Below are 18,271 nucleotides of genomic sequence, written 5' to 3'. Positions count from 1 at the left end.
GCATGAACGAAAACGACAAACTTCCTACCCCGCAGGCCACCGACTTCTCCACACCCACCCCGGCCGCCGAGCCGTGGGAGCGCCCTGACCCGGAGTGGTACAAAGACGCAGTGTTTTACGAGGTGCTGGTCCGCGCTTTCTTCGACCCGAACGGCACCGGCTCCGGCACCCTGCAGGGCCTGGAGTCCAAGCTGGACTACCTGCAGTGGCTCGGCGTCGACTGCCTCTGGATCCCACCGTTCTACGACTCGCCGCTGAAGGACGGTGGCTACGACATTCGGGATTTCCGCAAGGTGCTGCCGGAGTTCGGCACGGTGGAAGACTTCGTCTCCCTTATCGACGCCGCCCACCGCCGCGGGATCCGCATCATCACAGACTTTCCGATCAACCACACCTCCGACCAGCACCCCTGGTTCCAGGAGTCTCGCCGCGACCCGTCGGGCCCGTACGGGGATTACTACGTGTGGTCGGATGACCCGGAGAAGTACGCCGGGACCCGCATCATCTTCATTGACACCGAGGAGTCCAACTGGACGTTCGACCCGGTGCGCAAGCAGTACTTCTGGCACCGCTTCTTCTCCCACCAGCCTGACCTGAACTACGACAACCCGGCGGTCCAGCAGGAGATTTTGGACGTCATCCGCTTCTGGCTGGATCTGGGGATGGACGGCATCCGCCTCGACGCCATCCCGTACCTCTTCGAGCGCGAGGGCACCTCCTCGGAGAACCTGCCGGAGACGCATGAGTTCATTAAGAAGGTCCGCGCGTTGTTCGACGAGGAGTACCCGGGCCGCTTCCTGCTCGCAGAGGCGAACCAGCTCCCGGAGGAGGTCGTCGCTTACTTCGGTGAAGGCGAGGGTGACGAGTGCCAGATGGCGTTCCACTTCCCGGTCATGCCGCGCATCTTCATGGGGATTCGCCAGGAGCTGGCGCAGCCGATCGTCGATATCCTGCGCGAGACGCCGCCGATTCCGGAGTCCGCGCAGTGGGGCATGTTCCTGCGCAACCACGACGAGCTCACGCTGGAGATGGTGACGGACCAGGAGCGCGAGTTCATGTACCAGAACTACGCGTTCGAGCCGCGGATGCGCGCCAACGTGGGCATCCGCAGGCGCCTTGCCCCGCTGCTGGGTGGGCACCGCGGGCGCCTGCAGCTGGCGCACGCGCTGCTGCTGTCCCTGCCCGGTTCGCCGTTTTTGTACTACGGCGACGAGATCGGGATGGGCGACAACATCTGGCTGCCTGACCGCGACGGTGTGCGCACCCCGATGCAGTGGTCGAACGACCGCAACGGTGGCTTTTCCAAGGCGGATCCGGAGCGGCTCTACCTGCCGCCGGTGCGCAACGACCAGTACGGCTACGACATTGTCAACGTGGAATCCCAGATGAAGCTGGAGAACTCGCTGCTGCAGTGGGTGCGCCAGATGATCATGATCCGCAAGCAGTACCGCGCGTTCGGCCGAGGCTCCTACATCGAGGTGGATCACGCAAACCCGCAGGTGTTAGCGTTTATCCGCGAGTACGAGGGCGAGCGAATCCTGTGCGTGCACAACATGTCTTCGCGCCCGCAGGCCGTCGAGATGGACCTGTCGCACTACAACGGCGTGGTGCCCCGTGAGCTGACCGGCGGTGAGGAGTTCCCGGCCATCGGTGAGCTGCCGTGGCTGAGCACACTCGCGCCTCATGGCTTCTTCTGGTTCGATATCTCCTAACATTGGTCACATGATTGATATTGCTGCGCAGCGCTTCTACGGCGCGAAGTCCGAGCCAGTCGACGCCATCGACGTCGTCGCCGCGGAAGATGTCACCTCCCCAACCACCGGTGAGCGCTTCACCTGGCAGATTCTCGCGGTGCACCACGGCGGCACAGTCGACCACTACCAAGTGTTTGTCGACGCCACCGGCACCCACGACGTCCTGCACACCCCCGAGGGCGCCGAGGCCTACCTGGCTAACGTCGCATCCTTCGGCGCGGTAGAGGGCGCCATCGACTCCGCCGGCGCGCGCCCGCTCGGTGCCGAGCAGTCCAACACCTCACTGGTGGTCGGCGAGCACATCGTCAAGGTGTTCCGCCGCCTCGAGGACGGGCTGAACCCAGACGTGGAGCTGCTGAGCCAGATCGCAGACTGCCCAGCGGTCGCCGCGGTGCGCGGCTACGCCACCCGCGACGGCCAGACCCTTGCGATGCAGCAGGACTGCATCGTGGGTGGCACCGACGGCTTCGTGCTCGCCACGGGCGGCACGCTCGACACCAGCGACACTGAGGCACTCGGCACGGCGATCCGCCAGGTACACACCGCGCTCGCCGAGGCCTTCCCCACCGAGACCGCCAGTCCGTCGGCGCTGCGCACGCGACTGACGCGACACCTCGACTCCTACATTCAGCGCGCGCCGGTGCTCGAGCAGTACCGCGAGCGCATCCTGAAGCTCTACTCGCTTCTCGACGCCAGCTCCGCCACCACCGCCGCTCCGACCCTGACCACGCAGCGCGTCCACGGCGACCTCCACCTTGGACAGACGCTGAAGACGGATTCCCAGTGGTTCCTCATCGACTTCGAGGGCGAGCCAGCCCGCCCGCTGCAGGAGCGCCGTCTGCCGGATCACCCACTGCGCGATGTCGCTGGGATGATCCGCTCCTACGGGTACGCCGCGGCTGTGGGCGGGTTTGACGCTGCCTGGGAGCGGGAGCACGTCGAAAAGCTGTTGGAGGGTTACGGCACTGCCCCCGCAAGCGAGGACCCGGTTCTTGCAGCGTACGTGGTGGATAAGGCTGCGTACGAGGTGGTGTACGAGGCGAACAACCGCCCAGATTGGGTGGAGATTCCGTTGAGGGCGATCGAAACACTCGTATAAACGTCTCACAGAATGGAAAAGATTTCCCATTTTTTCGCTGTGTGTTGTACTGTGTGGCAATGGACCATACACAGAACGCTCAAACGGGCACGAAACAGGGGAACTCCACCCAGGCGGTCGTCGTCACCGCGCTGGCACTGTTTTCCATGTTCTTCGGTGCCGGCAACCTGATTTTCCCACCAATCCTGGCCGTCCAGGCAGGCGATAACTTCTGGCCTGCCATCCTCGGCTTCCTCAGCACCGGCGCCCTGCTGCCGGTGCTGGCGGTCATCGCTATTGCCCTGTCCGGCACGAACGTGCGCGACCTCGCGCAGCGCGCCGGCAGCATCTTCGGTGTCGTTTTCCCGGTGCTCGCCTACCTGTCCATCGGCGCGTTCTACGCGCTGCCACGTACCGGCGCGGTGTCGATGGAAACGGCCATCACCCCGCTGTTCGGTGTGTCCGGCCTGTTCGCCTCGGGCGTGTTCAACGTCATCTTCTTCGGCATTGCCCTGGCGCTGAGCTGGAACCCGAACACCATCATGGAAAAGCTCGGTAAGTTCCTCACTCCGGCGCTGGTCATCCTGCTGATCGTGATGATCGCCGTTTCGCTGTTCCGCTGGGACGTAGAGCCTTCCGCCCCTTCGGAGCACTACCAGTCCGGCCCGTACCCGACCGGCCTGCTGGAGGGCTACCTGACGATGGACTCCATCGCCGCGCTGGCCTTCTCCATTGTTGTGATTTCCACGCTGCGTTCGAAGGGCTTCCCTGAGGGCAAGAAGCTGGTCAACGGCACCATCGCAGCTGGCGTCGGTGCGGGCGCGCTGCTGGCACTCATCTACGTCGGGCTGGGCATGATCGGTCGCGTGATGCCGGACTCCGACCAGTTCGATAACGGCGCAGGCCTGCTGGCTGAAGCCTCCAACCTGACGATGGGCCAGGCGGGCCAGGTCATCTTCTCACTGATCGTGCTGCTGGCCTGCCTGACCACCGCAGTCGGCCTAATCACCGCGACCGCAGAGTACTTCTCCACCGAGTTTGGCGGCGCCTACCGCACATGGGCAGTCATCTTCACCATCGCCTCGATGGTCATCGCGACCCAGGGCCTGGACTTCGTGATGACGATTGCCGCACCGGTCATCGGCTTCCTGTACCCGCCGGCCATTGCCTTGATCTTCGTCACCCTGGTCGAGCCAGCGTTCAAGCGCCGCCTGACCTTCCGCTGGGCGTTCTTCCTGCCGATCTGGGTTGCTGTGGTCTGGTCCGCAATCGAGACCTTCATTTCCCTGGACTGGGGCGCCGACGCCTTGCGTCCGCTGGTGACGTGGGCTCCGCTCGACTCCGCGGGCCTCGGCTGGGTCCTGCCGGTGGTCGTCGCGTTCGTCATTGGCCTGGTCGTGGACCTGGCCCGCCCGAAGCAACACGCGGAGGACGTCAACGCGTAGTGTGGGGCCATGTCTACCCCACTCTCACTGATTGATTTTTGCACCAGATACTCCGGCGAGTCCGTCGCCGACGCAATGCAGCGCTCCGTTGCATTCGCACAGAAGGCGGAATCGCTGGAGTTCTCTCGTATTTGGTACAGCGAGCACCACAACATGCACAGCATTGTCTCCTCGGTGCCCTCGGTGCTCATCGCCCACATCGGAGCGAAGACCGAGCGCATCCGGCTCGGCGCCGGTGGCGTGATGCTGCCGAACCACTCGCCGTACGTGGTTGCGGAGCAGTTCGGGATGCTCGAGGAGCTCTACCCGAACCGCATCGACCTTGGCCTTGGCCGCGCCCCGGGCACCGACCAGCAAACGCTCGGCCGCGCCCTGCGGCGCGACCCGCGGGCGGCCGAGCACTTCCCGGAAGACGTGCTCGAGCTACAGGCGTGGTTGAGCGACAACTCCCCGCTGGCCGGGGTGACCGCCGTGCCGGGCGCAGGCACCAACGTGCCGCTGTACATCCTCGGCTCCTCTATGTTCGGGGCGTCGCTCGCAGCGAAGCTCGGTCTGCCGTACTCGTTTGCCTCCCACTTCGCGCCCAACATGCTGGAGCAGGCCACGGCGTATTACAAGGAGAACTACGAGCCGTCCGAGCGCTACCCGGAGCCCTACTGCATCGCGGCCGTAAACGTCACCGCCGCGGACACCGCCGAGGACGCCGAGCGCCAGACCCACCTGGTGCACCGCAACCGGGTGCGCGCCATGATCGGCCGCCGCGGCACCATGCTCAACGATGAACAGCTCGACGAGGTCGTGCGCTCCCCACAGGGCCAGCAGATCATCGGCATGCTGCGCTACACCGCGGCCGGTACCGGTGATCAGGTCCGCGACTACCTCACCGACTTCGCCGCCACCGCGCACGCGGACGAGTTGATGATTTCGCTGCAGGCCCCAACGCATGAAGAGGCGCTGCGTTCGATGGAAATTCTCGCAGGAGTCTGGGACCGCTAGACTCTACACTCATGCATTTCAGCACCCTGTCGCGCGGGCTGATGGCGTCCGCGCTCGGACTGAGCCTCGCTGCGTGTGGTCCCGCGACGCCCAGGGAGGATGTGGTCGTCGCAACGCAAGGGCCCCCTGCGGGCCTCGACTTCACCTCCATCGGTGGTGCCGCGGCACCACAGGCGCTGATGGGCAACATCTATGAGACGCTCGTGCGTATCGACGCCAACGGCGAGCCCCAGCCGTGGTTGGCGACCTCGTGGCGCGTAAGCGACGACGGCACCGTCTACACCTTCGACCTGCGCGAGGGCGTGACCTTTTCCGACGGCTCCCCCTTCGACGCCAGCGACGCCGTCTTCTCCATCAACTACGTGAAAGACTCCTGGGTCAACGGCATCAAGGAGAATATGGACCCGGTCGCATCCGCGCGCGCGGTGAACCCGCGCACGCTCGAGGTGACACTGAAGACACCGAGCGAGCAGTGGCTGTGGTCCATGGGAACGATGACGGGCGCGATGATGACGCCCGACTCCGTGGGAAGGCTCGCTCGAAACCCGTTGGGCACCGGGCCGTACACGCTGCGCTCGTTTGAGCCCGGCCACTCGATTGCCTTCGACCCGCGGCCCGATTACTGGGGCACAAAGCCGCAAAGCGGGGCCATGATCCGCTACTTCGGCGACGCCATCGCTGCGGTCAACGCGCTGCGCGTGGGCGATGTGGACGTCGTGTGGGCGATGCAGGCGCCGCAGCTACTCGACGCTTTGCCTGAAGACATCACCACCGCCGTCGGTACCACCAACGGCGAGGTGGTCTTCAGCATGAACAACAAGGCCGCACCCTTCGACGACGTCACCGTGCGGCGCGCCGCCGCCTACGCCATCGACCGTGACGCGCTCAACGCGGTGGTCTACAACGGGCTTGCCACCGACACCGGCGGCGCCCCCGTCCCACCAACCGACCCATGGTTTACCGGCACCAACTACTACCCCTTCGACCCGGACAAGGCACGGGAGCTGCTCGCCGGGCGCACCCCTGAGGTCACCATCGAGGTGCCCAGCCTGCCGTACGCGCAGACCGCCAGCGAGCTCATCTACTCCCAGCTTCGCAGCGTCGGCTTCCGTGTCACGCTGCACACCGTGGAGTTCCCGGCGGTGTGGCTGAACAAGGTGCACAAGCAGCACGACTATCAGGCGTCGATTATCTCGCACGTGGAGCCGCGCGACATGGTGCACATGTTCGGCAACCCGGACTACTACTTCGGCTACGACTCCGCGCACGCCCGCGAGCTCATGGCGCAGGGCGACCTGCGGGCCGCGGTGGACACCATCATGGCGGATGCCGGGGCGCTCACCCTGGTTAACGCGCCGAACATCGTGCTCTACGCGCCGGGCGTGCACGGGCTCGACCCGAACGTGGTCACCGACTCCCTGCCGCTGAACGAGGTGCGCCGATGAAACACGTTGCATCAACGCTCCTGCGACTACTCGCGCTACTCGCTGCGGCCAGCGTGGTGATCTTCCTGCTGCTGCGCGCCATCCCAGGCGACCCGGCGCGCATCGCGCTTGGGCTCAACGCCTCGGATGAAGCGGTGGCGGAGCTGTCGCACACGTTAGGGACGGACCGCCCGCTGGTGGCCCAATACGTGAGCTGGATTGTCGCGATGCTGCGCGGTGACTTCGGGGTGTCGCTGGCCAGCGGCGCGGACCTGGGCCCGGTGATCTGGCAGCGCGCGGAGGTCTCGCTGGTGTTGGCGGTGGCTGCGATGGTGTTGTCGCTGGCCATCGCGCTTCCTGTCGGGATCTGGCTGGCGCAGCGAAACAGTGCGGTGCTGTCCGGGCTGACACAGTTGGGCATGGCGGTGCCGAGCTTTGTTGTCGGCATTGTGGCCGTGGCGGTGTTCTCGGTGCGTTTGGGCTGGTTGCCTGCCAACGGGTGGGGCACGGCTGCGCACGCGGTGTTGCCGGTGCTGTCGCTGACCGCCGTGCAGACGGCGATCCTAGCGAGGTATATCCGCACCGCGGTTTCCGAGGAGCTCGAGCGCGACTACGTACGCACCGCGCGTTCTACCGGTGCAAGCATGGCGCAGGTGGTGCGCGAGCACGTGCTTCGCAACGCCGCACTGCCGGTGCTCACGGTGGTGGGGATCCAGCTGTCCGCGCTGGTGGTCAGCGCCGTGGTTGTGGAGCAGGTCTTCGCCATCCCCGGCCTTGGCTCTTTCCTGCTGGACTCGGTGCGAAACCGTGATATCACGGCGGTGCAGTCCACGATGATGCTGCTGGTGGCGTTTACGCTACTGGTCAACGCGCTCGTGGACATCGCCTACGGGGTCGTTGACCCCCGTGTCAGGAGGGCGAAGTGAACCCGAAACGAATAGCTGGGTGGATAACGCTGGGGGCGATCGTGTTCGTGGCGGTGCTCTCCCTGGTGTGGACGCCCTACGACCCGCTGCAGGCCATGCCGGCGCAGCGCCTCGCCGCACCAAGCGCTACGCACTTGCTCGGCACCGACGAGCTGGGTCGCGACCTACTCTCGCGCATCATGATGGGCGCGCGCTACACCGTTGCTGCGAGCGCAGGTGCCGCGGCGCTCTCCCTGATTGTGGGCGTGCCGCTCGGGGTGCTCGCGGGCATGCGCCGCTCCTGGACGGAGCGCACCATCATGGGCGGCAGCGACGTGCTCATGGCGTTTCCGGCGCTGCTGCTGGCCATCGCGTTGACCGCTGCATTCGGCGCCAGCATGTGGATCGTGGTGCTCGCCCTTGGCATCGCGGGTATCCCCGGGTTCGTCCGTGTCTCGCGCGTGGCCACGCTTCGCGTGATGTCCCAGGACTACATCCTGGCCGCGCGCCTGAACAAGGTGCCTGGGATTATGGTGGCGTGGCGCCACGTGCTGCCGAACATCCTGCCGGTGGTCATCACCCAGATCGCGGTGGCGTTTTCCATGGCGGTGCTGGCCGAGTCGGGCCTATCCTTCCTCGGCTTCGGCGTGCAGGCGCCCTACGCGTCCTGGGGCCGGATGCTGCAGGCCAGCCAGCCTTACCTGGCCACAGCCCCGCACCTTGCGCTGTGGCCGGCGCTGGCCATCGCGCTGACGATTCTCGCGTGCAACGTAGCAGGAGGCCGCCGTGATCAACGTTTCTAACCTCCGCATCGAGGGCCTGCTGCACGGCATCAGCTTCACGCTCGAGCGCGGCCAGCGCCTCGGCATCATCGGCGAGTCCGGCTCCGGCAAGTCACTCACGGCGCTATCCATCATGGGGCTCACGGACCTCCCCGCCGAAGGCTCCATCACCGTCGACGGCGTCGAAATGGTCGGCACCTCCGAGCGGACCCGCCGCCGCGTGCGCGGCTCTCGCGTCGCAATGGTCTTCCAAGAACCCATGACGGCACTCGACCCGCTCAAGAAGATCGGCAAGGTCGTGCCGCGGCACCTGCTGCAGGAAGTCGGCGTCGACCGCCCCGAGGCTTACCCGCACGAGCTCTCCGGCGGGCAGCGCCAGCGCGTGCTCATCGCGCTTGCCCTCGCCGGCGACCCCGATTTCTTGCTTTGCGACGAGCCCACCACCGCCCTTGACGTCACCGTCCAACGCCAGATCCTGGACCTCATCGACGCCGTGGTCCGCCGCCGCGGCATGGGGCTGCTGTTCATCTCCCACGACATGCCGGTGGTCAGGCACATGACGCAGGAAGTTCTGGTGTTTCGCGCTGGGTCGATCGAGCCGACGGACAGCGCCTACTCGCGCAAACTGCTCAACCCGACGCTGCCCACGCTCGCGACTGCGCCACGCGAGGTAGGCGCGCCCGTGGTCACGCTTCGCGACGTCTCCGTCACCCGCGGCACCACCAAAGCACTACGCAACGTGAACCTGGAGGTCCGCCGGGGCGAGCGCATCGGCATCGTGGGCGGTTCTGGCTCCGGCAAGACCACCCTCCTGCACGTCATCGCGGGCTTGCGCGGCGTCGACTCCGGGGAGGTCCGCATCAACGGCGGCTGCCAGATGGTGTTCCAGGACCCCTACTCTTCCCTGGACCCGCGGATGCGGGTCGGGGCGTCGGTGGAGGAGGCGGGCGTCGATACGCGGCGGGCCCGCGAGGTGCTTGCCGCGGTGGGCCTCGAGGGCACCGAGCGACGCTTGCCCCGCGAGTTCTCCGGCGGGCAGCGCCAGCGCATCTCTATCGCGCGCGCGACCGCCGCCACCCCCGATATCCTGCTTGCGGACGAGCCCGTCTCCGCCCTCGACGCCACCCTGCGTAACCAGGTGCTCACCCTGCTCGACGAGCTCGCCTCCACCCTCGTGTTCGTCTCCCACGACCTCGGCGTGGTGCGCGCGCTGTGCCCTCGCACGATCGTGATGCACGAGGGCGAAATCGTGGAGGAGGGCCGCACGCAGGACGTCCTGCGTAATCCGCAGCACGAATACACGCGGCGCCTCATCGACAGCATGTTTTAGGCGCTACTGTGGGTGGGTATGAAGATCGTAGTAGTTGGTTCCATTAACGCAGACCTCACCGTCAACGTTGCCCGCCACCCTAACCCGGGCGAAACCCTACTGGGCGAAGGCGGCGGGCTCACCGCCGGAGGCAAGGGCGCCAACCAGGCGTGCGCAGCCGCGAAGCTGGGCGCGCATGTGGCGCTAGTCGGCGCGGTTGGTAAGGACTCGAACGCGGCACCGGCGCTCGCGCTCCTGGAGGTCGCGGGTGTGGACCTCACCCACGTCGAGCAGAAAGAGGAGGTCACCGGCCTTGCTGTGATCACCGTGGCCGCCGATGGCGAGAACACCGTCCTGGTCGTGCCCGGCGCGAACGCCGAGGTGGACGCGAACCACGTTGAGCGCCACGTCGCCGCCATCGAGGACGCCTCACTCGTGTTGCTGCAGGGCGAGATCCCCGCGGACGGCTTCGCCAAGGCGGTCGAGCTGGCGCAGGCCCACGGTGCGCGCGTCGTGGTCAACCTTGCCCCCGTCGTGGAGGTGGACCGCGCAGCACTGCTCGCCGCCGACCCGCTGCTCGCCAACGAGCACGAGGCCGGCCTCATCCTCGAGCAGCTCGGCGTCTCCCCGCAGGAGCCCCCGGAGCAGCTCGCCCAGCAGCTTCTCGACGCCGGCTTCGCCTCCGTCGTGCTCACCCTCGGTGCGGCCGGGGCGCTCATCGCCGACGCGGATGGGTTGCGCCCGGTGGCCACGCCTCGGGTGGAGGCCGTCGACACGGTTGGCGCTGGTGACGCGTTCGCGGGCGCGCTGTGCCACCGCCTGGTTGAGGGCGACACCCTGGACGAGGCCGCGAAGGTCGCGGCGAAGGTCGGCGCGATCGCTGTAACGAAGCCCGGCGCGCAGCCCTCCTACCCGAGCGCCGTCGAGCTAGACGCCTACGATTTCTAACAGCGCACCCAGCACGGTCTCGCCGTGTCTGCGCAACCCGTCGTGCTGCATCTGGTCGTTTTCCCACACGTTGATGCCGAGTGCCTCGGCGGTCTCGAGGGAGAACTGGCGCGGCACGTACATATCCTGCGTATAGACGGCCGCCGCGGTCCGAATCCCGTGGTCGGCTGCGTTGAACCCTGCAGCCCCGGCGTAAAGGTTGGGCCAATCGTCCTTGGCCGCCAGCTCGTGCGCTGCCTGTTTGAAGGGGCGCAGCGCCGGGTCCTCGTCGAATTGGAACGGGAAGACGTGCTCGCCGGTGAGCAACCCTTCGCCGGCGCCGAAGCCGGGAGTGCGCTCGGCGACGCGCTGCGCCGACCACGCGGTCGCACCCGGTACGGTACCGCCGTAGATGGATTCGTGGATCACCCCGTAGAGCGGGCCAGACTCGTAGCTGACCAGCGCGCCGATCTGCGCAAGCACGTCCGTGCGCATCGCACCATTCGGGTGGAAGGGGGCCTCGAGCAGCGCCGCGATCGTGCCCGCGCCGCCCTCCTGCCCCAACAGCGTGCCGATGGTCCGGAAACGCCGCGCGCTCAGCCGCTCCCCGGTTGGCAGGAACTCCTCGCGCTGCTCGAGGTGCTCGCACACCTCCGCGATGCGCTCCTGCGCCCACGGCACTGCCTCGAAGAGCTCCTCGTGGCGGGCCCGCACGGTGGCGAACGTCGCCTCGTACACCTCGTCCACGCCCCTGCTGATCGAGGGCAACCCACCCGTAAACAGCGCCGCACGCAGCGACTCCGGGTAGCGCAGCATGTAGTGCACCAGGCAGAACCCGCCGAAGGACTGGCCCAGCGCGTCCCACTTCGCCAGCCCCAGCGTGCGGCGCAGCGCTTCCGCGTCGTCCACGATGGCGTCGGCGCGCAGGCGGGTGAAGTCGATGGTGGCGTCGCCAAGCATGGCGCGATCGATGCGGGAGGAGCGGCCCGTGCCACGCTGATCCAGCAGCACCACTTGGTAGCCGCGCTTGGTGGCGTACTCGATCCACTCGAAGCGCTCGCGCGGGCTCGGGAAGCCTGGCCCGCCCTGGAGGAAGAGCAGCGCCGGCGCGTCCTTCGCGGTTGTGGCGCCGCGCACGATGCGCGCGAACAGCTGCACCCCCTCGCGCTCGAAGGGAACATCAACGCAGTGGAGAGAGGAAGCAAACAGAGACATGGCCCTCATGCTATACCCCCACTAGCATTGGGAGCCGTGACACAACCACTGTTTTTTCATTCCCAGCACAATCCGGCCCACGGAGGCATCCCAGTAGTCGCCCCGTGGTTCGCACAGACCCTCGGCGAGCAGATGCACGGCTGGGCAACCAGCCTCGAGTGGCAACACGACGGCGACACGATGCGCGTGAGCCACGACAACTTCCACCTCGTCTTCCGCACCCAGCTTGACGACGCCCGCTCGCGCTTCGAACTGACCATCACCAACGGGGCGACCACCCCGCGGCCCGTCCAGATCGCACTGCACCCCTACTGGGCCTGCGACGCGGCGACAGCGGAACTCTCGGGTGTCGACGGCTCCCGCTTCCTCGACAAAACTGACGGCAAGTTGAAGACGGTGGACGGCCCGCTGCGCTTCGGCGAGGAGACCGACGCCGTGATCGCCGGAGCGACCAGCGCCGTCCTCCGCGACGCCACCCGCGAGCTCACGTTTACCTGCACCGGCACCGACCACCTCGTGGTGTGGAACCCGGGCCCCGACGTCTGCCGCGTAGCCGAGGACCTCGGCGACGACGACTGGGCGCACTTCGTGTGCGTGGAGCCAGCGCTGCTCGGCGAAGACCGCCGCGGCGTGACCCTGATCCCGGGTGCTTCCGCGAGCATCGCGCTGGAGGTCGCCGTTGCAGCCCTACCCTGAGTACCACCTCCTCGCCGCTGAACGGCCGTGGTGGCGCGGGCTCGTGGAGGCGCTGCTACTCGTCGCGTTCTTCCTCGCGTTCACCCTTGCAGCCGTCGCGTTTCTGGACGTAACCGGCGACATGGACTCCCAGCTGGCCATCGTGCTCAGCCTCGCGCTGACACTACCGGCGGCGTTTCTCGCAGCTCGAGCGGCCGGGCGCGATCCGGCGCTGCTCGTCAGCGTGGCGGGCCGCGTGCGCTGGCCAATCGTGCTTCGCAGCAGCCTGGTCATGTTGTTGCTGTTCGGTCTGACCACGCCGTGGGAGGACATCGACCTCACGCCAATCCTGCTGATGTACGTGCTCATCACGCCGTTTCAGGCGGCGGCGGAAGAGTTCGTGTTCCGCGGCGCTATCCCCCAGATCGTCGGCACGTGGGTGCGCTCGCCGTGGGTGGCGTACGCGGTACCCGTCATCCCCTTCGTCGCTTTACATGAGTACAACTGGATCGGGCTCACCGACATCCTCGTGTTCACCCTCTGCGTCTCAGTCCTGGTCTGGTACACCGGTGGGCTCGAAGCTGCGGTGGTGATGCACGCGTTTAATAATATCTCTGTTTTCTTCATCGAACCCGACGCCAGCCCCACCGAACTTGGGTGGGTTGACCTCGCGTTTTCCTCCGCGTTCACCATCGGCACGACCCTGCTCCTCCTGGCTATCAACCGCCGAAAACGTCCGGACCCAACTAGCCATATCGTCCCGGATGCGGTTAACTAAGAGACTCACAATCTCAAGGAGAACCTCATGTCCAGCACCAATGCTGCACCCGCCTATCCCGACGACATGCACCCCGGACTCGTCCCCGGGATCAGCGTAGAAGAACAACGCAACCGATTCGGGGTGGACAAACTCGTCTTCGGTGTCACAGCGGTGCTCATCGTCGCGTTCATCATTTGGGGCATCAGCGCCCCAGACACCGTCGGCGAAGTCGCCGGCAACGCACTGAACTGGGGCATGTACAACTTCGGCTGGCTGTTTAACATCATCATGTCCGGCTGCGTCGTCCTGATGCTCGTCATCGCGTTCTCACGCTTCGGCACCATCAAGCTCGGCAAGGACGACGAGGAGCCGGAGTACTCCTTCTTCTCGTGGATCGCCATGATGTTCGCCGCAGGTATTGGCGTCGGCATCTTCTTCTTCGGCCCCTCCGAACCGCTCACCCACTACATCACCCCACCACCGCTGACTGTCGACGCCGAAACCCCCGAAGCCCTACACCAAGCGATGGCGCAGTCCCACTTCCACTGGGGCGTTTCGCCGTGGTCCGCGTACGCGCTCGTCGGCGGCGCACTCGCCTACTCCACCTATCGACGCGGCCGCGTCTCCCTCCTTTCCTCCATCTTCAACCCGCTGACCAAGGGCGGCGCTGCGTGGACCGGGAAGATCGTCGACATCCTCGCGATCGTCGCCACCCTCTTCGGCACCGCAGCCTCCCTCGGCATTGCCGCGCTGCAAATCACCGAAGGCGTTTCCATCGTTGGCGGCATCGAAGTATCCACCGGCGTGCTCATCGCCATCGTCATGCTGCTGTCCACTGGCTTCATGATCTCCGCCGTCTCCGGCGTGTCCAAGGGCGTGCGCATCCTCTCCAACATCAACATCACCCTGACGCTCGGCGCGATCTTCTTCGTGTTCGTCACCGGCCCGACCCTGTTCCTCACGAACCTGATCCCGTCCGGCACCATCGCGTACGTCGACAAGTACATGGATATGGCGTCCCGTTCGCTGACCTGGGGCACGGAAACCCTCGACTTCCAGTCGGCCTGGACTGCCTTCTACTGGGCATGGTGGATCGCGTGGACCCCGTTCGTCGGCATGTTCATCGCCCGCATCTCCCGCGGCCGCACGCTGCGCCAGTTCGTCATCGTCACCATCGTCGTACCGACGACCGTGCTCATCCTCGCGTTCACCATCTTCGGTGGCACCACCATCTCCTTCAACCGGGATAACATCCCAGGTTTTGACGGCACCAGCTCCACCGAAAGCGTCCTCTACGCCATGTTTGAGCAGCTACCGCTGTACAGCATCACCTCGGTGCTCCTGATCGTCATCCTCTCGATCTTCTTCATCACCTCAGCCGACTCCGCCTCCGTCGTCATGGGCACCATGTCCTCCAAGGGCGACCCGGCACCGAAGAAGCTCATCGTGTTGTTCTGGGGCGCATGCATGATGGGCATCGCCGTCGTCATGCTCCTGACCGGCGGCGAAGACGCGCTGTCCGGCCTACAGTCCCTGACTATTCTCTCCGCGCTGCCCTTCTCCGTCATCCTGATCTTCATCGGCATCGCCTTCCTGCGGGATCTCTCCACCGACCCACTCGCGATCCGCAACACCTACGCGCGCTCCGCGATGCGCGCCGCCGTCATCAAGGGCCTCGAAGAGTACGGCGACGACTTCGAACTCACCGTCAACCAAGCCGACGAAGGCAAAGGCGCCGGCGCCGACTTCGACTCCACCGCCGCCCACGTCACCGACTGGTACCAGCGCACCAACGAAGACGGCGAAAACGTCGGCTACGACTACGAAACCGGCACGTGGGCCGACGGCTACGAGGCCGAGGACTCCGGTTCTGATTCTGAGTCCAAGAAGGACTAGTTGGGCGCCGACCAGCTCGGCTCATCAGCGCCCTTTGCGCAAATGGGAGTAACAGGATTGTAGTAATCCGGATTTTGGACCCCGAAAAAGGGATTACTACCATCCTGTTACTACCTTTTAGGTTTTACGGCCGAGCCTCACCTCATCGATGCAGCACCCCGGGCAGCTTCAACATACCCGTGTGCAGCCCGAACGCGACAGCACCACCGATCAACACCGCCAAGATTCCGAGCACGATACCAACGATGCTGCCCGTCGAGGAGCCTGGCGTAGGTGCTGCCGTCGGTTTCGCTTGAACAGTCATTTTCGTTTCGTTGCCGGCAGCATCACGAACCTTCACGACGTCCCCCGCACGCAACGGCCGCGACAACCGGAGACTCCACCTCTTTTTGTTGTTCGCCTGCACAGCCGACTCGCCCTGACCTGTTACCGACACTGTTAGCCTCTGCCCCGCATGGTCAGCGCCACCTCGGAGCTCTGTCACCCCCTCAACGAGGGCATCCAAAGTCGGTGCCTTCGTTGTCCGCGGGGCGGACGGTTTCGTGGTCGCGGTTGTCCGCGGGGCGGAACTTTCAGCGCTCGACGGAGCAGGCCTAGTTGTCCGCGGGGCGGACGGTTTGGTCGTTGCGGTTGTCCACGGCGTGGACTTCGGAGCCGGCCTCGTAGCCGACGGTTTCGTGGTCGTGGTTGTCCGCGGGGCAGACGGTTTGGTCGTTGCGGTTGTCCGCGGCGTGGACTTCGGAGCCGGCCTCGTAGCCGACGGTTTCGTGGTCGTGGTTGTCCGCGGGACGGACGGCTTGGTGGTCGTGGTTGTCCGCGGCGCGGAACTTTCAGCACTCGACGAAGCAGGCCTAGTTGTCCGCGGCGTGGACTTCGGTGCCGGCCTCGTAGCCGACGGTTTCGTGGTCGTGGTCGTGGTTGTCCGCGGCGCGGACGGTTTCGTCGTTGCGGTTGTCCGCGGCGTGGACTTCGGAGCAGACGTCGTGGCTGACGGTTTCGGCTTCGCGGTTGTCCGCGGCGCGGACGGTTTCGTCGTTGCGGTTGTCCGCGGGGCGGACGGCTTGGTGGTTGCGGTTGTCCGCGGGGCGGACGGCTTGGTGGTTGCGGTTGTCCGCGGAGAGGTCTTCGGAGCAGACGTTGCAGTTGAAGGCTTCGGCTTCGCGGTTGTCCGCGGCGTGGAACTTTCAGCACTCGACGGAGCAGACGTAGTTGTCCGCGGCGCGGACGGCTTCGACTTCGGAGTAGACGTCGAACTAGGCGCTACACTCGGCACCACACTCGGCGCCGAACTCGACGGCGTGGCCTCAGCCTCAGCTGCGGACACTGTCACAGCGACAGTAACCGTCTCGGTGGACTGGTCCGGGTAGGTAACCAAAACCGGGACGTCGTGGCGCCCGGCCTTTGTCCCGGCGGGCGGTGCGACAGTGAGGGAACCGTCGGAGGATACGGTGACCCAATCTTGTGTGTGGGCGTCGCGGGCGAAGCTGATGTCGTCAGGCGCGGGACGACTTGTGGGGGCGAGTGTGGGTGACGGCGCCGTGGTGCGCTTCCCTGCCTCGACGGTGATTGGTTGCCATTCCGGCTGGTAGTCCTCGGCGAGTGGTTTGGCGCTGACTGAGAATTGCGCGGAGTCCACAATTTGGGACTCGAGCATCAATCGACCCTGGAAGGTGGCGCCGTCGGGGGTGTCATCGGGGACGGTGAAGGTGCAGGTGTTGAGGTTGTCGTCGTTGCAGGCGCCGACGATTTCGCCTCGTGCGTTGGTCCACTCGATGTCGGCGGACTGGCCAAGTGCGGAAACCATTTCTACGAAGGGGTGCACGTCGGCTCCAGGCGCGGCGCGGTGCAGGCCGGTGGAGGCGCTGAGGTGGAGGCGGGGGTCGGAGGCGTCGGGGACGAGGGCGAAGTGGACGCCGTCGGCGGCGAAGATGCCTTCCGCGCGGTACTGGGCTGCGGGGAGTACGGAGTGTTCGCCGGCGGGGCCAAACATCGGCACGGACCATCCCGAGTACGCCGGGAGCACCTGCTGCGTTGGCCCAGAGTGCTTCGAGCCTGCGACGACGAAGCCGTACAGCGAGTCTTCGGTTACGCGGCCGCTGAATCGCACGGTGTAGTGGCCGTGCTCGACCTTGGCCATCACGGTTTCAGCGATCGCTTCGGGGTGTTCGCGCAGGTATGCGGCTTGTGCGCGGGAAAGCTCGGCAGGGTCTGCGATGTCGCCGGTGGCCTCGCTGAGCTTTTCGACGCCCTCTTCGCTCAACCGGCTCATCACCACGTAGTGGCCGTCGCCATCTTGGCCTTCGGTTTTGCGCGGGAATCCGTCTTCCTGGTTGATACTGGACCAGTACACCGCGCCGGAGACTGAGTACTGTGGTCGATCTCCGGCGGGGCCGTGCTCGTCGAGTTGCCACTCAGCGCGCGGGCGGGCGAACGCGAAGGGGGCGTCGGCGGTGGAGGGTTGTTCGGAGGCGTAGATGTGGGCGTGCGTCAGTGCGGAGCCTTCGATGACTTTGGCGCCGAGTAATTCGTCGGTGTCGGGGCTCATGAATCCGACACCGGAACCTGGTCCCTGGCGCAGCGTGACCAGGGTGTTGCCAGCGGGGCCTTGCTGGTTGGGGCGCAGCCACAGCTTGTAGCGGGTCCGTTTGCCTCCAGATTCCGGGGCGAAGCGGTGCAGGGCGCCTTCGGAGTCGACCCAGTCGAGGTTGTCGAAGACGAAGTAGCCTTCTCCCGGAGGGGTGCCGTCGGCAAGTGTGTGGGTGCTCGCAGTGAACACTGGCGACGCCGGGGACGTGTTGTCCATCCACTGCAGGTAGACGGTGTAGCCGTTTCCAAGTCCCTGCTGTTGTGCATTCAGCGAGTAGGCGTCCGTAGCCAGCACTGCGCGGCCCTGCACGACTCCCTGCACCTGCTGCTGCTCGATCTGCTCCAACGAGGTGACGCGGCCGGCGGCGATGGCGTCATTTTCAGATTGTGCCTGCTCTACAGCGGGGTGCGGGTCCGCCGCGAGAGCGGGCGCGTCGTTAAGCGCGAGTGAGCAGATGATGGTTCCGGCGATCAGCGCACGTCGGCGGGCGGCGCGGGACGCTCCAAAGTTTCGCATGA

Annotated in this window: 14 protein-coding genes; 12 read left to right on the top strand and 2 right to left on the bottom strand. The window is 65.8% G+C overall.

Features of this window, described 5'->3' with window-relative positions:
• The first annotated feature begins 2 nt into the window (after positions 1-2).
• Genes treS through KBX13_RS04025 form a run of 9 tightly spaced genes read left to right on the top strand, consistent with a single transcriptional unit; the run spans position 3 to position 10,641 of the window.
• A complete protein-coding gene (gene treS, locus KBX13_RS04065) occupies positions 3-1,712 on the top strand; it encodes a maltose alpha-D-glucosyltransferase (protein WP_070362071.1) in 1,710 nt (569 codons plus the stop codon).
• A gap of 10 nt (positions 1,713-1,722) precedes the next feature.
• Complete coding sequence (locus KBX13_RS04060; RefSeq protein ID WP_256020828.1) at positions 1,723-2,853, top strand: phosphotransferase; 1,131 nt, start codon at positions 1,723-1,725, stop codon at positions 2,851-2,853.
• A 59-nt stretch (positions 2,854-2,912) separates the two neighbouring features.
• The gene (gene brnQ, locus KBX13_RS04055) at positions 2,913-4,277 is read left to right on the top strand and encodes a branched-chain amino acid transport system II carrier protein (RefSeq protein ID WP_256020826.1); all 1,365 of its coding nucleotides are present in this window, start codon (positions 2,913-2,915) and stop codon (positions 4,275-4,277) included.
• A gap of 9 nt (positions 4,278-4,286) precedes the next feature.
• On the top strand, positions 4,287-5,273 hold the full coding sequence (locus tag KBX13_RS04050) for an LLM class flavin-dependent oxidoreductase (protein WP_256020825.1): 987 nt from the start codon (positions 4,287-4,289) through the stop codon (positions 5,271-5,273).
• Positions 5,274-5,284: 11 nt separating this feature from the next.
• The gene (locus KBX13_RS04045) at positions 5,285-6,718 is read left to right on the top strand and encodes an ABC transporter substrate-binding protein (protein WP_256020823.1); all 1,434 of its coding nucleotides are present in this window, start codon (positions 5,285-5,287) and stop codon (positions 6,716-6,718) included.
• Positions 6,715-7,623, top strand: coding sequence for an ABC transporter permease (locus KBX13_RS04040; RefSeq protein ID WP_256020821.1), 909 nt, complete (start codon positions 6,715-6,717; stop codon positions 7,621-7,623). Before KBX13_RS04045 ends, KBX13_RS04040 begins: the two co-directional genes overlap by 4 nt.
• Positions 7,620-8,405: an ABC transporter permease gene (locus KBX13_RS04035; protein ID WP_256020820.1), complete on the top strand. Its 786-nt coding sequence runs from the start codon at positions 7,620-7,622 to the stop codon at positions 8,403-8,405. Before KBX13_RS04040 ends, KBX13_RS04035 begins: the two co-directional genes overlap by 4 nt.
• Positions 8,389-9,714 (top strand): ABC transporter ATP-binding protein, encoded by a 1,326-nt coding sequence (locus KBX13_RS04030; protein WP_256020818.1) that lies wholly within the window; start codon positions 8,389-8,391, stop codon positions 9,712-9,714. The genes KBX13_RS04035 and KBX13_RS04030 overlap by 17 nt, the downstream gene beginning before the upstream one ends.
• An 18-nt stretch (positions 9,715-9,732) precedes the next feature.
• Positions 9,733-10,641 (top strand): ribokinase, encoded by a 909-nt coding sequence (locus KBX13_RS04025; protein WP_070478027.1) that lies wholly within the window; start codon positions 9,733-9,735, stop codon positions 10,639-10,641.
• On the opposite strand, the gene KBX13_RS04020 is transcribed toward KBX13_RS04025, so the two are convergent.
• A complete protein-coding gene (locus tag KBX13_RS04020; RefSeq protein ID WP_256020817.1) occupies positions 10,621-11,835 on the bottom strand; it encodes an alpha/beta fold hydrolase in 1,215 nt (404 codons plus the stop codon). The two genes, KBX13_RS04025 and KBX13_RS04020, sit on opposite strands and share 21 nt — an antisense overlap.
• Before the next feature lie 36 nt (positions 11,836-11,871).
• Between KBX13_RS04020 and KBX13_RS04015 the strand changes: the two genes are divergently transcribed.
• Genes KBX13_RS04015 through KBX13_RS04005 form a run of 3 tightly spaced genes read left to right on the top strand, consistent with a single transcriptional unit; the run spans position 11,872 to position 15,166 of the window.
• Positions 11,872-12,531 (top strand): hypothetical protein, encoded by a 660-nt coding sequence (locus tag KBX13_RS04015; protein ID WP_256020815.1) that lies wholly within the window; start codon positions 11,872-11,874, stop codon positions 12,529-12,531.
• The gene (locus KBX13_RS04010) at positions 12,515-13,288 is read left to right on the top strand and encodes a CPBP family intramembrane glutamic endopeptidase (RefSeq protein WP_256020813.1); all 774 of its coding nucleotides are present in this window, start codon (positions 12,515-12,517) and stop codon (positions 13,286-13,288) included. The genes KBX13_RS04015 and KBX13_RS04010 overlap by 17 nt, the downstream gene beginning before the upstream one ends.
• Before the next feature lie 27 nt (positions 13,289-13,315).
• On the top strand, positions 13,316-15,166 hold the full coding sequence (locus tag KBX13_RS04005) for a BCCT family transporter (RefSeq protein ID WP_256020811.1): 1,851 nt from the start codon (positions 13,316-13,318) through the stop codon (positions 15,164-15,166).
• 142 nt (positions 15,167-15,308) lie between these two features.
• On the opposite strand, the gene KBX13_RS04000 is transcribed toward KBX13_RS04005, so the two are convergent.
• A complete protein-coding gene (locus KBX13_RS04000) occupies positions 15,309-18,269 on the bottom strand; it encodes a Rib/alpha-like domain-containing protein (RefSeq protein ID WP_256020809.1) in 2,961 nt (986 codons plus the stop codon).
• Positions 18,270-18,271: the final 2 nt, after the last annotated feature.

Source organism: Corynebacterium sp. CCUG 51687 (assembly GCF_024453995.1).
GTDB lineage: Bacteria > Actinomycetota > Actinomycetes > Mycobacteriales > Mycobacteriaceae > Corynebacterium > Corynebacterium pseudogenitalium.
Note: the sequence above shows the minus strand (reverse complement) of the source record. Positions and strands in the feature narration are given on the sequence as shown.